The following is a 14,533-nucleotide window of genomic DNA, read 5'->3' on the forward strand; positions in this document are numbered from 1 at the left end:
CGTGGCCCCCGTCGTGATGACGACCGTCCCGGTGGCTTCCGCCGTGACGACAGCCGTGGCAGCAGCGGTGGCGGCGGCTTCCGCCGCGACGACCGCAGCCGTGACCGGGACCGTGGGCCGCGTCGTGACGACCACCGGGGCGGCGAGCGCGGTGGCTACCGTGGGCGCGACGACCGTGGCGGTTACCAGGGACGCGACGACCGCGACCGCGAGCCCGTCAAGCGGCTTCCGATCCCCGAGGACGTCACCGGCGACGAGATCGACAAGGACGTACGCCAGGAGCTGTTGAGCCTGCCGAAGACCCTGGCCGAGGATGTCGCCCGGAACCTCGTCATGGTCGCCCGCCTGATCGACGAGGACCCCGAGCAGGCCTACGCGTACTCGCGGATCGCCCTGCGTCTGGCATCCAGGGTCGCTGCGGTGCGTGAGGCCGCCGGCTTCGCCGCGTACGCCACGCAGAAGTACGGAGAGGCACTGGCGGAGTTCCGCGCTTCGCGCCGGATGACCGGTTCCGTGGAGCTGTGGCCCGTTATGGCCGACTGCGAGCGTGGGCTGGGCCGTCCCGAGCGCGCCATGGCGATGGCCGGTGAGCCCGAGGTGCAGAAGCTGGACAAGGCCGGCCAGGTCGAGATGCGTCTGGTCGCCGCCGGTGCACGCCGGGACATGGGGCAGATCGACGCCGCCATCGTCACGCTCCAGAGCCCCGAGCTCGCCTCCAGCGCCGTGCACTCGTGGACGCCGCGTCTGCGGTACGCCTACGCGGACGCGCTTCTCGAGGCCGGCCGCGAGGACGAGGCACGTGAGTGGTTCGGGAAGGCCCTGGAGGCGGACAAGGACGGCGCGACCGATGCGTCCGACCGCCTCGCCGCACTGGACGGCGTCGAGTTCGTCGACGCGCTCGGCGACGACGAGGAGCCGGCCGACGAGCACATCGCCGTACCGGCCGACGAGCACGACGACGAGCGGACGGACGAGCACGACGACGCACCGGCCGACGAGCCGACGGACGAGCACGACGACGCTCCGTCAGACGAGCAGGCCGACGCCGACGCCGACGACGAGCAGGACGACGCGGACGGCCCCGCCAAGGCCTGAGCGCTGATGTGACGGAACACGGCAGAGGGCGGCACCCACCACGGGTGCCGCCCTCTGCCGTTCCGGACCGGACGCCGGACTCCCGCGCCGGCCGCGACGGTTGCGCGTCCGCCGGGGCCCCGTCGGGCGCGCCGTCACCTCACCACCCCCACGGGCCGGGGAAAGCCCTCAGCCGATGTCGAGGCTGCGCAGCACCAGGCCCGTCGCCGGCTTCGGGCCGAACGAGGTCGACTTGCGGGGCATCGTGACGCCCTGCCGGGCCAGGTCCCGGACGACGTCCTCGCGTACCGGGTGCATCAGCACCGCCGTGGCGCCGTGCCGTTCCGCCTGCTCGACCGCCGCGGACGCGTCGTGGATGTAGGCGATGTGCTCCGGTGCGTCGGGGATCTCCCAGACGTCGTCGAGCAGGGTGGAGTGCAGGACGGTCGCGTCGAGCCCGCGCCACGCCGCCGGCCGGTCGGACCGGATCGTGCGTGCCAGCAGTTCCTCGTCCGGCCGGTCGATCAGATGGAAAGAGCCGTCACCGGCGAGCAGGAAGGCGTTGCCCTCAGCGGAGGCCTCCGCGAGTACGCCGAGGGCCGTGGCCACAGGCCCCTCGACGGTCCGGACGCGGAAGCGGCCGTCGAGGGCGCTCAGCGCCCGGCTCACCGGCAGCCGGTGCAGCAGACGGTGGATGGCGCGTACCTGGAGCGGATGGCGGACGGTGTCGACGAGCAGGACGAGGCCGAAGTCCCAGGGGCCCGGGCCCGACCGTTCCCCCTGGAGCCGGAGATAGGTGGCCCAGCGGTGGTGGCCGTCCGCGATCAGCGCCTGCCGGCCGGAGAGGTCCGACTGGATCTCCGCGTGCTCGGCGGGGTCGGTGACCGCCCAGAGGCGATGGCCCACGCCGTCCTCGGTGGTCGTGGTGAGCAGCGGGATGCGTTCCACCACCCGGTCGATCACGGCTGTCGCGCCGCTGCGTCCACCGTCTCCCGCGTAGCTCAGGAGCAGCGGTTCGAGGTGGGCGCCCGCGGCGCGCATGAGATCGGCGCGGTCCGCCACGACGTCCGCCATGACGTCCTCGTGCGGCAGGACGACGCCCTCCGAAGCGGGGGAGAGGGCCAGGGCGCCGATCACCCCGCGCTGGAGGGTGTCGGCGGTCCGCTGCTCGTAGACGTAGAGCGCCGGCACCGGGTCCGGGGCGAGGACGCCCTCCGCGAGCCAGCGCTTCAGGGTGTCGGCGGCCTGCCGGTTGCGTGCGCCGGGGGTGCCCGCCTGCGGGAGGATCAGCCGCACGATGTTGTGCGGGTCCGAGGACTCGAGGTGGTGCAGCCCGTCGGGCCGCACGACCACGTCGTACGGAGGCGAGGTCACCGCCGCCAGGCTGCCGACCCGCTCGGGGACGTACCGCAGTCCGCGGAAGGGGATCAGCCGCAGTCCCCGGCCGACGGCGTGCCCGGTTGTGTTCATCAGGGCATCGTATGTGCGCTTCCGCGATGCGCGATGATCGGGGGAGAGGCTTGGAAAGAGGAGCGCACGCATATGAGTCAGCAGTACAGGTCCCGGCCGCTCGGCAGCGCCGCGGCGCTGAGCGAGGCCTACGACACGGCCCTGCTCGATCTCGACGGGGTGGTGTACGCGGGCGGGCATGCGATCGTCCACGCCGTCGACTCGCTGGTCGCCGCGCGGGAGGGCGGCATGCACCTGGCCTACGTGACGAACAACGCCCTGCGGACCCCGGACGCGGTGGCCGAACACCTGACGGAGCTGGGGGTGCCGGCCGAGCCGTCCGACGTGATCACGTCCGCGCAGGCGGTGGCCCGGCTGATGTCCGATCAGCTGCCGGCCGGGGCCAAGGTGCTCGTGGTGGGCGGGGAGGGCCTGCGGGTCGCCCTGCGCGAGCGTGGTCTGGTTCCGGTGGAGTCGGCCGACGACGAGCCCGTCGCGGTGGCCCAGGGGTACGGGGGGCCCGACCTCCCCTGGGGCCGCTTCGCCGAGGCCGCGTACGCCATCGCGCGCGGCGCCGTGTGGTTCGCGTCGAACACGGACCTGACGATTCCGGGAGCACGGGGCATCGCGCCGGGCAACGGCGCGGCGGTGGAGGTCGTACGGATCGCGACCGGTGCCGAACCCCAGGTCGCGGGCAAGCCGTTGCCGCCGATGCACCGTGAGACGGTCATCCGGACCGGGGCCGAGAGGCCGCTGGTCGTGGGGGACCGGCTGGACACCGACATCGAGGGTGCCTTCAACGGGGGCGTGGACTCGCTGCTCGTGCTCACCGGGGTGACCGATGCCGCGCAGCTGCTCGCGGCCGAGCCCAAGTACCGCCCCACCTTCGTCGACCGGGATCTGCGGGGCCTGCTCACCGGCCAGCCCGAGGTCACGGCGGAGGGCGGTGCCTTCCGCTGCGGTGGCTGGAGCGCCGAGGTGCGCGAGGACGCTCTCGTCGTCGAAGGGGAGGGGGACGCGATCGACGGGCTGCGCGCCCTGTGCGGGGCGGCGTGGACACACGCCGGGGAAGGTTCGTCCGGCCTGGACTCGGGGAAGGCGGTCGCCAGGCTGGGGCTGTAGGCCCCGGCAACCGAGGAGCCGACGGGTGGGGCCAAGCGGAGGATAGGCTAGCCTAACCTGGTGTTGACCGAGAGTCCCCCCGAATCGAGTTCCGGCCCCGTGGCCAGGCCCGGCGAGCCCGCGCGCGCCAGGCGTCACGCGATGCGCGCCGCGGGCCTGCTGGTCGCCGTCGGCCTGCTGGTGCTGGTGTGTCTGGCGAGCATCGCGGTCGGCGCCAAGGCCCTTCCGCTCTCCGAGGTCTGGCACGGCCTGTTCCACCCCTCGGGGACCAACGGTGACGTCCTCGTCCGCGATGTGCGCATACCGCGCACCGTGCTCGGCCTGATCGTGGGAGCCGCGCTGGGTCTCGCGGGCGCGGTGATGCAGGCACTGACCCGCAATCCGCTCGCCGAGCCCGGACTGCTGGGCGTCAACGCCGGGGCGTCCGCGGCCGTCGTGTCGGCCATCAGCTTCTTCGGCGTCACCTCGCTCACGGGATACGTCTGGTTCGCGTTCGCGGGGGCCGCGATCGTGTCCGTGGCGGTGTACCTGCTCGGCGGCAGCCGGTCCGCGAATCCGGTGCGGCTCGCGCTCGCCGGCACGGCGGTCACCGCCGCGCTGTACGGCTACGTCAACGCCGTACAACTGCTGGACGCCGCCGCGCTCGACCGGCTGCGCTTCTGGACCGTCGGCTCGCTGGCGTCCGCGAACCCGGAGACCGTCGGCAAGGTGTGGCCGTTCATCGCGCTCGGGGTGGTGCTGTCGCTCCTCATCGCCCGTCCGCTCAACGCGCTGGAGATGGGCGACGACACGGCCAGGGCGCTCGGCGCCCGGCTGACCCGCACCCGGGTCCTCGCGATGGTGGCCGTCACCCTGCTCTGCGGGGCCGCGACCGCCGCCTGCGGGCCGATCGTCTTCATCGGGCTGATGATCCCGCACCTGGTCCGCACCATCACCGGGCCCGACATGCGGTGGATCATGCCGTACGCCGCCGTGCTCGCACCCGTGCTGCTCCTCGGGGCGGACGTGGTGGGCAGGGTCGCCGCCCGCCCCTCCGAGCTCCAGGTCGGCATCGTCACCGCGCTGCTGGGCGGACCCGTCTTCATCCATCTCGTACGACGCAAGAGGATGGCCCAGCTGTGAAGGCCACGCAGGACACCACCAGGACGGTCCGTGCCGTGCGGACGGCCGGGGGGCTCTCCTTCCGCGTCGAGGCCCGTGCGCTCGTCGTGATCGTTCTGCTCCTCGCGGCGGCGGCCTTCGCGGCCGTGGTGCTCATCGGCAGCGGCGACTTCGCGATGTCCCCCGGCCAGGTCGTCACCACCCTGACCGGCAACGGCACCTTCCAGCAGGAGTTCATCGTCACCGAGCTGCGGCTGCCCCGCGTCCTGGTCGGGCTCCTCGTCGGCGCGGCCCTCGGCATCGGCGGCGCCGTCTTCCAGAGCGTCTCCCGCAACCCGCTCGGCAGTCCCGACGTGCTCGGTTTCGGCCAGGGTTCAGCGGTCGGCGCCCTGATCGTGATCGTCCTGTTCCACGGCGACCCCACCACGGTCGCCGCGGGCGCCGTCGGGGGAGGCCTGCTGACCGGTGCGGCCGTCTACCTGCTCGCCTGGAAGCGCGGGGTGCACGGCTACCGGCTCGTCCTCGTCGGCATTGGCGCGGCGGCGATGCTCACCGCCGCGACCCACTACCTGATCACCAAGGCCAACCTCGTCGACGCCACCCGGGCCGTCGTCTGGATGACCGGCTCCCTGGACGGCAGGGACTGGGCGCAGGTCTGGCCCCTGCTGGCTGTCTGCTGCGTCCTGATCCCCCTGGTCCTGGCGTACGGGCGACCGCTGCGCATGATCGAGATGGGTGACGACGCGGCCCACGCCCTGGGCGTACGCGTGGAACGCACCCGGCTCGTCCTGCTGAGCTGCGCCGTGCTCCTCGTGGCCGTCGCGACCGCCGCCGCCGGCCCCATCGTCTTCGTCTCCCTCAGCGCCCCGCAGGTCGCCCGCAGGCTCACCCGCGCACCCGGCCCCAACCTGGCCGCCGCGGCGGGCACCGGCGCGGCGCTGCTGCTCGTCGCCGACTGGACCGCGATGAACGCCTTCGGCGACCGCCAGCTCCCCGTCGGCGTGGTCACCGGGGTGCTCGGTGGCTGCTACCTGCTCTGGCTGCTGGTGACCGAGCGCAGGGCGGGACGCATATGAGACCGGGTACGCCCCACACCCCGCCGACCCACCCCCTCGAATCCGGGAGTACGACCATGCAGCGCCTCACCGCGGAATCGGTGACCCTCGGCTACGACCAGCGGACCATCGCCGAGAACCTGTCGGTCGCGATACCCGACCACTCCTTCACGGTCATCGTCGGGCCCAACGCCTGCGGCAAGTCCACCCTGCTGCGCGCCCTCTCCCGGATGCTGCGGCCGAGCCGCGGCGACGTGCTGCTGGACGGGCAGTCCATCCACCGGATGCCCGCGAAGAAGGTCGCCAGGACCCTGGGCCTGCTGCCCCAGTCCTCCATCGCCCCCGACGGCATCACCGTCGCCGACCTGGTGGCGCGAGGCCGCTACCCCCACCAGGGTTTGCTGCGCCAGTGGTCGCCCGAGGACGAGCGGATCGTGAAGGAGTCCATGGAGTCGACCGGCGTCGGCGAGCTCGCCGACCGCTACGTCGACGAACTCTCCGGCGGCCAGCGCCAGCGCGTCTGGATCGCCATGGCACTCGCCCAGCAGACCCCGCTGCTGCTGCTCGACGAGCCGACGACGTATCTGGACATCCAGCACCAGATCGACGTCCTCGACCTCTGCGCCGACCTGCACGAGAGCCAGGGGCGCACCCTCGTGGCCGTGCTGCACGACCTCAACCACGCCGCGCGGTACGCCACGCACCTCGTCGCCATGCGCGAGGGCACGATCGTCGCCGAGGGCGCCCCCGGTGACGTCGTCACCGCGGAACTCGTGGAGGAGGTGTTCGGGATGCGGTGCCAGATCATCGAGGACCCCGAGACGGGAACGCCGCTGGTGATCCCGGCCGCCCGCAGGAAGCGCGCCGAGGTCTCCGCCTGAGCGCCCACGGGCCCGGGAAGCCGCGTCACGCCGAGGGAGAGCGCACCCGGAGCCGGGCCCGGCGGCCTACAGCAGCGACTTGAGTTTGAGCAGGTCGCGAAAGCCGGCCTCCAGCCGGACCCGCCCGGACCCCCAGGCCTTCGCGAAGTTCAGCTCGCCGCCGACCAGGGCCACCAGGTCGTCACCCGTCATCGCGAGCCGGATCTCGGCCTTCTCGCGGGGCGGGCCCTCCAGCGTGTCCAGCACCGTGATCCTGCCGTCCGACAGCCGCCCCGTGAACGTGACGTCCAGATCCTTGATGTGGCAGCTCAACGAGCGGTCGAGGGCGGCGGCGCCGCGAACGTCGCCGTCCGCGCCCGCCAGATTGTCGGAAAGTGTGTCGAGTGCGCTGCGGCACTCCGCCATGGTCGCCATCGTCACCGACGGTACACCGGCCCTTCGGGGTAGCGTTCCCGCATGAGCGACTGGATGCCGGGGCCGGACACGGGGCAGCAGGGTGAGGCGGCCGAAGCCGCCGCGGCACCGCCCGCCGCGCCACCCGCGCCCTCCTTCGACCCCGCGCCGCCCGCACCTCTCGGCGTCGCGCGCACCCCCACCGGACACGCCGGTGTCGACGCCCGGCTGGAGCGGCTGGCCGATGCGGACCACCTCGCGGCGGACGGCCACCACGCGGTGTACGAGGATGTACACCGTGGGCTGCGCGACGAGCTGACCGCGCTGGACGCCCGGCCCGCACCCGCACCGACGCCCGCGCACGACAACAGGAGCTGAACCGAACGTGGCAGGAGTGGCACGTCGCCGCCTCGACGCCGAGCTGGTACGCCGCAAGCTCGCCCGCTCGCGCGAACACGCGAGCCAGCTGATCGCAGCGGGGCGGGTGACCGTCGGCGGCAACACCGCGACCAAACCCGCCACCCAGGTCGAGACGAGCGCCGCCGTCGTCGTCGTCAAGGACGACAGCGACCCGGAGTACGTCTCGCGCGGCGGGCACAAACTCGCCGGTGCCCTCGCCGCGTTCGTCCCCCTCGGGCTGAGGGTGGAGGGGCGGCGGGCGCTGGACGCCGGGGCCTCCACGGGCGGCTTCACCGATGTGCTGCTGCGGGCCGGAGCCGGCCATGTCGTGGCCGTGGACGTCGGCTACGGCCAGCTCGCCTGGTCCTTGCAGTCGGATGAACGCGTCACCGTCAAGGACCGTACCAACGTACGGGAGCTGACGCTGGAGCAGATCGACGGGAAGGCGGTGGACCTGGTGGTCGGAGACCTGTCCTTCATCCCGCTCGGTCTGGTGCTGCCCGCCCTCGCGCGCTGCGCGGCGCCCGACGCCGACCTGGTGCTCATGGTCAAGCCGCAGTTCGAGGTGGGCAAGGAGCGCCTCGGCAGCGGCGGTGTGGTCCGCAGTCCCGAACTGCGGGCGGAAGCGGTACGGGAAGTGGCGCGCCGGGCCGGTCTGCTGGGCCTCGGCGTCCAGGGAGTGACGGCGAGCCCGCTGCCCGGGCCGTCGGGAAACGTCGAGTACTTTCTGTGGCTGCGGGCCGGAGCACCTGAACTGGATCCCGCGGATGTCGACCGTGCAGTGGCGGAGGGGCCCCGTTGACGACGCATGCGGCACAACCAGGAAACGCGGAACGCACCGTCTTCCTGCTCGCGCACACCGGCCGCCCGGCCGCGATCCGCAGTGCCGAGCTCGTCGTGCAGGGGCTGCTGCGCAACGGCCTCGGCGTCCGGGTGCTGGCCGCGGAGGCGCAGGACCTGCCGCTGCCGCCCTCCGTGGAGACGGTCACGGACGCGACCCCCGCCGCCGTGGACGGCTGCGAGCTGCTGATCGTGCTCGGCGGGGACGGGACGCTGCTGCGCGGTGCCGAGATCTCGCGCGCTTCAGGGGTGCCGATGCTCGGCGTCAACCTCGGACGGGTGGGATTCCTCGCGGAGGCCGAGCGTGACGACCTGGACCAGGTCGTCGAGCGGGTCGTGACCCGGGCGTACCAGGTCGAGGAGCGGATGACCCTCGACGTCGTCGTGCGCAGCAACGGCGACGTCGTGCACACCGACTGGGCGCTCAACGAGGCCGCCGTGCAGAAGGTCTCGCCCGAGCGGATGCTGGAGGTCGTCCTGGAGATCGACGGACGTCCGGTGACCGGCTTCGGCTGTGACGGGATCGTCTGCGCCACGCCGACCGGCTCCACCGCCTACGCCTTCTCCGCCGGCGGCCCCGTCGTGTGGCCCGAGGTCGAGGCCCTGCTGATGGTGCCGATCAGCGCCCACGCGCTCTTCGCCAAGCCGCTCGTGACCTCGCCCACCTCGGTCCTGGCCGTGGAGGTCCAGCCGCACACCCCGCACGGGGTGCTGTGGTGCGACGGGCGCCGGACCGTGGAGCTGCCCGCCGGGGGGAGGGTCGAGGTGCGGCGCGGCGCCGTGCCCGTACGCCTCGCGCGGCTGCACCGTGCCTCGTTCACCGACCGTCTCGTGGCCAAGTTCGCCCTGCCCGTGCAGGGCTGGCGGGGCGCTCCGCACTGACGCGCGGGGCGGGCGTCCGGGGCCGTGTCCACACCCGCGGGAGTGAATCGGTCACCGGGGTCCGTCGCACACCGGCCGCCGGACCTCGTAAGGTCATGTCCGTGTTGGAGGAGATGCGGATACGGTCGCTCGGAGTCATCGACGACGCGGTGGTGGAGCTGTCACCCGGTTTCACCGCCGTGACGGGTGAGACCGGCGCGGGCAAGACCATGGTCGTCACCAGCCTCGGGCTGCTGCTCGGCGGGCGCGCCGATCCCGCCCTGGTGCGGATCGGTGCCAAGGCCGCGGTCGTCGAGGGGCGTATCACGGTGTCCCCGGGCGACGCGGCCTCGCTGCGCGCCGAGGAGGCCGGGGGCGAGATCGAGGACGGTGCGCTGCTCGTCAGCCGTACGGTCTCGGCGGAAGGGCGTTCGCGTGCCCACCTCGGGGGCAGATCCGTGCCCGTGGGTGTGCTGGCCGAGCTCGCCGACGAGCTCGTCGCCGTGCACGGCCAGACCGATCAGCAGGGACTGCTCAAGCCCGCGAGGCAGCGGCAGGCCCTGGACCGCTACGCCGGTGCGGCTGTCGACGTACCCCACACCAAGTACGCCGCCGCCTACCGCCGGCTGCGTGCGGTCGTCACCGAACTCGACGAACTGACCACCCGGGCCAGGGAGCGGGCCCAGGAAGCGGACCTGCTGCGGTTCGGCCTCGACGAGGTCGCCGCCGTGGAGCCGCTCCCGGGGGAGGACGCCGAGCTCGCGGCCGAGGCCGAGCGGCTCGGCCACGCGGAGGCGCTCGCCTCCGCCGCCGCCCTCGCGCACACGGCCCTGGCGGGCGATCCGGAGGACCAGGAGGGCGTGGACGCCACCACCGTGGTGGCCGCCGCCGGACGGTCCCTGGACGCCGTACGGGCGCACGACCCCGCGCTGGCGGCCCTCGCGGACCGGATCGGCGAGATCTCGATCCTGCTCGGGGACGTGGCCGGGGAACTCGCCGGTTACGCCGACCAGCTGGACGCCGACCCGCTGCGCCTGGCCGCGGTGGAGGAACGCCGCGCCGCGCTCACCGCCCTCACCCGCAAGTACGGCGAGGACATCACGGCCGTGCTCGCGTGGGCCGAGGAGGGGGCCGCCCGGCTCACCGAGCTGGAGGGCGACGACGACCGGATCGGTGAGCTCACCGCGGAGCGCGACGCGCTGCGCGCGGAACTCTCCGCACTCGGGCAGGACCTGACCGACGCCCGGACCGAGGCGGCGGCGCGCTTCGCGACGGCCGTCACGGAGGAGCTGGCCTCACTCGCCATGCCCCACGCCCGGGTCTCCTTCGCCATCGGCCAGACGGAAGCCCCCGACGAGGCCTCCGGCATCGACATCGGCGGCCGGAGCGTCCTCTACGGGCCCTCCGGCGCGGACGAGGTCGAGCTCCTGCTGGCGCCGCACCCCGGCGCCCAGCCCCGGCCTATCGCCAAGGGCGCCTCCGGCGGTGAACTGTCCCGGGTGATGCTCGCCGTCGAGGTGGTCTTCGCGGGCTCCGATCCCGTGCCGACGTATCTCTTCGACGAGGTCGACGCGGGGGTCGGCGGCAAGGCGGCCGTCGAGGTCGGCCGGCGGCTCGCCAAGCTCGCCAGGTCCGCGCAGGTGGTCGTGGTCACCCACCTCCCGCAGGTGGCGGCCTTCGCCGACCGGCAGTTGCTGGTCGAGAAGACGGTGGACGGCTCGGTCACCAGGAGCGGTGTCACGGTCCTGGAGGGCGAGGACCGGGTGCGCGAGCTCTCCCGGATGCTGGCCGGCCAGGAGGACTCCGAGACCGCCCGGGCACACGCCGAGGAACTGCTGGAGACCGCACGGGCCGACGGATAGTTCGCACCGGGCGTCAATTCTGCGCCGCGCCGATCACTCGTACGAGTGGGGTGGCTCCTCCCGCTGTCGCCTGACGGCCGGAAGAACGTTTCGTCGGTGCCGGAACGTGCGTACGGACTGGCATCCTTGGCGCTGTACACAAGCCTTCAGGGAGCCGATCAACGTGCCACAGCTGCGTACGGTCCAAGTACTGGGCGGCGGTGCCGGAAGCAGCGCTCACGTCAGTTCGCTCGCGGCGGGACTCATCGCCAGGGGGGTGCAGGTCACCGTCTGCGCCCCGGCCGGGACGGGCCGCGCCCACGGCCTGCCCGCGACCGGGGCCCGCTTCGTCGCGGTGCCCCACCGCAGTGACCCCGCGGCCGTCGCCGCGCTGCGTACGGCGTGCACCGGCGCGGACGTCGTCCACGCCCACGGGCTGCACGCGGCTCTGCGCGCCGGTCTCGCGCTCAGCGGCCGGGCCACCCCGCTCGTCGTCACCTGGCACACCCGCACCCACGTCGAGGGCGCCCGGGCCAGGCTCCAGCGGCTGCTGGAGCGCAGGGCCGCCCGCGCCGCGGCCGTCGTGCTCGGCACCTCGTGGGACATGGTCGACCGGGCCCGCCGCCGGGGAGCCCGGGATGCCAGGCTCGCCCCGGCGGCGGTCCCGGCCGGCCGCTTCCCCGGCACCGTGGACGACGGCAAACTGCGTGCCGAACTGGGAGCGGTGGGGCGGCCGTTGCTGGTGACGGCGACTCAGCGGGGCCACGACACGCTGCTGGACGCCGCACGCGTGTGGCGCGCGCTGGACCCGGCGCCCCTGCTGGTCGTCGTGGGGGAGGGGCCCGGGACCACGGCCCTGTGGAGCCGCGTCGCCGAGGAAGAGCTGCCCGTCGTCCTCGCCGAGGGCCAGGACGGCTTCGCCGAACTCCTCTCCACCGCCGACCTCGCCGTCGTGGCCGGCCGGGGCGAAGGAGGGCCCGCGCTCGCCCAGGAGGCGCTGCGGCTGGGTGTCCCCCTGGTCGCGGCCCGGTCCGACGGCCTGCCGGAGCTCGTGGGTGACGCCGCGGACACCGTGCCCCACGGCGACGCCACGGCCCTGGCCGACGCCGTCACCCGGCTCCTCGCCGACCCCGTGCGGCGGACGCGGCTCGCCGACGCGGGCCGCGCCCAGGCCGCCGGCTGGCCCACCGAGGAGGACACGATCGCCCATGTGCTCTCCGTCTACGACGAGCTGGCGCAGCCCCTCACGAGCGCCCGCGCCTGAGCCGGGTCCGCAAGGCCCGCCCGGCACCCAGGTCGGGGACCCGAGCGGCCGGAGTCACACGCCGCAGCGCTTTGGCCCGAACGCTCCGTCGTAGCCGTCGTCCTCACCGGGAGGCCGTGCCCGGGAGCGGCGTCGGCGGCCGTGCCTGCGCGCTGTCGCCGCGCCAGGTCGGACATCGCGTGACGATCGCCGTGACGGAGAGCTTCGCCACCACCGGCAGATGGGCGACGTGTGCACCGGCGCAAGGGAAGGGCCGGTGGAGAGTCAGAGCGGCACCGTCCGTTCCTCCCTCGGGGCGGTGCCATCCGGCGGTTTCCGAGGAGCACCGGTGCTTCGCCCCGGCCGAGGAGGGAGACGAGAGCTTGTCCCGGGCCGGGTGGCGAGTGGGGCACGGCGCTCGGCAGCGCCCAAGAAGCGGCACTCCACGGCACTCCAGCTTCTGGTCACGGCTGCCGTTCCCGGGCACGAGCAGCATCCTCAGCCGTCCGCTCACGCGGGCCGGGTCAGGGCCGGGCCCTGGAACGTGCGGGCGGGTCAGGGCCGGACGTGCCGCGTCGGGCCCGCGTGGGCCGGTCCGAGGCGGGGCCTGGGCCCGCGGGGATGCCCGTCCGGGACCGGGCCCTCAGACCGTGTGGCGGCGGGCCCGCAGGGCCAGGCTGAGCGCGAGCACCGACTGCGGGTCGTCCAGATCGGTGCCGAGCAGCTCCCCGATCCGGGCCAGCCTGTTGTAGAGCGTCTGCCGGTTCAGATGCAGATCACGCGCGGCCTCCGCCTTGCGGCCCGCATGGGCGAGATACGACTCCAGCGTCGGCAGCAGTTCGGGACGCGAGGTCCTGTCGTGCTCACGCAGCGGTCCGATCGCGCGGTCCACGAACGACGCCAGGTCCGGGTGGTCCCGCAGCCGCCACAGCAACAGGTCGATGTCCAGACTCCGCGCGTCGTACCACGGGCGCTCGCCGAGCCCCTGCGCCGCCGTCGCCGCCTCCGCCGCGTGCCGAAGGCCCGCTCCCGCGGCTGCCCATCCACCCGGCGCCCCGACCACCACCACGACCGGCGTCCGGCTGCCGGCACCCTCCAGCCCCGCCCGGTGCGCACCGGCCCGCAGCGCCGCGGCCACCCGGTCCGCGACCGCCGGCCGCGCGGTCCCGGGGCGCAGTGCGAGCAGCAGCGGGACCCTGCCCTCCACCGGCCTGACCCCCACCAGCACCGGCACGCCCACCGCCGCGAGCTCCTCCGTCACGGCCCGGGCCAGCAGCGCCCAGCTGCCCGAGGGCGCCGAATCGGGGGAGAGCCGCATCACCACCGGCAGCAGCGGATCCGCGCCCGGCCTGAAGCCCAGCACTCCCGCCTGCGCGGGCGCGTCACCAGGGGCGACCCGTCCCTCGGCGAGATCGGTGAGGAAGTCCCCGCGCCCCCGTGCCGCCACCTCTTCCTCCTGGCGGGCCTGCATCAGCACGACGGCGATGATGCCCGCCGCCCGTTCCGCGGCCATCCGGTGCACCGCGTCCAGCGATCCCGACACCGGGAGCAGCACGAGCCGGGCCCGTACGGCGCCCGGCCCGCCTCCCGGCACCTCCACCAGGACCGCACCGGCCGGAGGCGTCTCGCGGGCCTCGCGCGCCCCGCGCAGCCCCTCCCAGACCTGGAGCGGATCGGCGCCCACCGGCCCGGTCCCGGTGCCCGCCGCGAACAGCAGCCTGCCGTCCGGGGTCTCCAGGAAGACCGGGTTGGCGGCGAAGTCCGCCAGGATCCCCAGTACCTGCGGCACCCCCCCGCCGCCCAGCACCGCCTGTGTGCACCTGCGGTGGACCTCCTCGGCCCGCTGGAGCAACGCGTAGTGGCCGTTGACGATCTCGGTGTGGATGGCCTCGGTCACCGCCACGAACGGCACCTCACGGTGCAGCTGCACGAGCGGCAGTCCCGCCGTCCGCGCCGCGTCCACGATCGCCGCGGGGAGCCGGCTGAAGCGCGGGCCGAGCTCCACCACCAGGGCCGCGATGCCGCTGTCGGCCAGCCTGCGGACGAACGCCCGCTGCTCGGCGGGCCTGGACCCGATCCCGAGCCCGGTCGTGAGCAGCAGCTCCCCGCCCTTGAGCAGGGCGGGGAGATTGGGAGCCTCACCGGCGTGCACCCAGCGCACCGCGCGGTCCAGGCGGTTCTCGCAGGTCAGTACCTCCGGGAGGCCGGCGCGCAGTCCCGGCAGGTCGAGTGCCCGCCGTACGGTGATTCCGCCCTCTGTGCCCACTGATCCGG

13 protein-coding genes are annotated in these 14,533 nt (G+C 74.0%); 10 read left to right on the top strand and 3 right to left on the bottom strand.

What is annotated here, in order from left to right; genetic code table 11:
• Positions 1-285: 285 nt before the first annotated feature.
• Positions 286-1,095 carry a hypothetical protein gene (locus tag ACFY8O_RS21290; protein ID WP_387905358.1) on the top strand — a complete coding sequence of 270 codons (810 nt, stop codon included), beginning with the start codon at positions 286-288 and terminating at the stop codon, positions 1,093-1,095.
• Between the two features lie 168 nt (positions 1,096-1,263).
• Here ACFY8O_RS21290 and ACFY8O_RS21295 read toward each other — a convergent pair whose 3' ends face one another.
• The gene (locus tag ACFY8O_RS21295) at positions 1,264-2,544 is read right to left on the bottom strand and encodes a DUF1015 domain-containing protein (protein WP_387904598.1); all 1,281 of its coding nucleotides are present in this window, start codon (positions 2,542-2,544) and stop codon (positions 1,264-1,266) included.
• A 72-nt stretch (positions 2,545-2,616) separates the two neighbouring features.
• On the opposite strand from ACFY8O_RS21295, the gene ACFY8O_RS21300 reads away from it, so the two are divergent.
• The 4 genes from ACFY8O_RS21300 to ACFY8O_RS21315 are packed head-to-tail and all read left to right on the top strand — an operon-like array spanning position 2,617 to position 6,682.
• Positions 2,617-3,645, top strand: coding sequence for an HAD hydrolase-like protein (locus ACFY8O_RS21300; RefSeq protein ID WP_387904599.1), 1,029 nt, complete (start codon positions 2,617-2,619; stop codon positions 3,643-3,645).
• A gap of 60 nt (positions 3,646-3,705) precedes the next feature.
• On the top strand, positions 3,706-4,767 hold the full coding sequence (locus ACFY8O_RS21305; RefSeq protein ID WP_387904602.1) for a FecCD family ABC transporter permease: 1,062 nt from the start codon (positions 3,706-3,708) through the stop codon (positions 4,765-4,767).
• Positions 4,764-5,822, top strand: coding sequence for a FecCD family ABC transporter permease (locus ACFY8O_RS21310; RefSeq protein ID WP_387904605.1), 1,059 nt, complete (start codon positions 4,764-4,766; stop codon positions 5,820-5,822). The genes ACFY8O_RS21305 and ACFY8O_RS21310 overlap by 4 nt, the downstream gene beginning before the upstream one ends.
• A gap of 56 nt (positions 5,823-5,878) precedes the next feature.
• Positions 5,879-6,682: an ABC transporter ATP-binding protein gene (locus ACFY8O_RS21315; RefSeq protein WP_387904608.1), complete on the top strand. Its 804-nt coding sequence runs from the start codon at positions 5,879-5,881 to the stop codon at positions 6,680-6,682.
• A gap of 66 nt (positions 6,683-6,748) precedes the next feature.
• Here the strand turns inward: ACFY8O_RS21315 and ACFY8O_RS21320 are convergent, their stop codons facing one another.
• The gene (locus ACFY8O_RS21320; protein WP_145806840.1) at positions 6,749-7,096 is read right to left on the bottom strand and encodes an SCP2 sterol-binding domain-containing protein; all 348 of its coding nucleotides are present in this window, start codon (positions 7,094-7,096) and stop codon (positions 6,749-6,751) included.
• 42 nt (positions 7,097-7,138) lie between these two features.
• Here ACFY8O_RS21320 and ACFY8O_RS21325 point away from each other — a divergent pair, with 42 nt between their 5' ends.
• From ACFY8O_RS21325 to ACFY8O_RS21345, 5 genes are all read left to right on the top strand, one after another.
• Positions 7,139-7,453 (top strand): hypothetical protein, encoded by a 315-nt coding sequence (locus tag ACFY8O_RS21325; RefSeq protein WP_145806838.1) that lies wholly within the window; start codon positions 7,139-7,141, stop codon positions 7,451-7,453.
• A gap of 7 nt (positions 7,454-7,460) precedes the next feature.
• A complete protein-coding gene (locus ACFY8O_RS21330; protein WP_145806836.1) occupies positions 7,461-8,276 on the top strand; it encodes a TlyA family RNA methyltransferase in 816 nt (271 codons plus the stop codon).
• Entirely contained in the window at positions 8,273-9,196 is a 924-nt protein-coding gene (locus tag ACFY8O_RS21335) for an NAD kinase (RefSeq protein WP_387904613.1), read from the top strand. The genes ACFY8O_RS21330 and ACFY8O_RS21335 overlap by 4 nt, the downstream gene beginning before the upstream one ends.
• A gap of 95 nt (positions 9,197-9,291) precedes the next feature.
• Entirely contained in the window at positions 9,292-11,037 is a 1,746-nt protein-coding gene (gene recN / locus ACFY8O_RS21340; protein WP_387904616.1) for a DNA repair protein RecN, read from the top strand.
• 163 nt (positions 11,038-11,200) lie between these two features.
• Positions 11,201-12,280 (top strand): glycosyltransferase family 4 protein, encoded by a 1,080-nt coding sequence (locus tag ACFY8O_RS21345; protein WP_387904619.1) that lies wholly within the window; start codon positions 11,201-11,203, stop codon positions 12,278-12,280.
• A 622-nt stretch (positions 12,281-12,902) separates the two neighbouring features.
• On the opposite strand, the gene ACFY8O_RS21350 is transcribed toward ACFY8O_RS21345, so the two are convergent.
• Positions 12,903-14,525 (bottom strand): PucR family transcriptional regulator, encoded by a 1,623-nt coding sequence (locus ACFY8O_RS21350; RefSeq protein ID WP_387904622.1) that lies wholly within the window; start codon positions 14,523-14,525, stop codon positions 12,903-12,905.
• Between the last annotated feature and the right edge of the window lie 8 nt (positions 14,526-14,533).

It is taken from the genome of Streptomyces argenteolus (assembly GCF_042902585.1).
Classification (GTDB): domain Bacteria; phylum Actinomycetota; class Actinomycetes; order Streptomycetales; family Streptomycetaceae; genus Streptomyces; species Streptomyces argenteolus.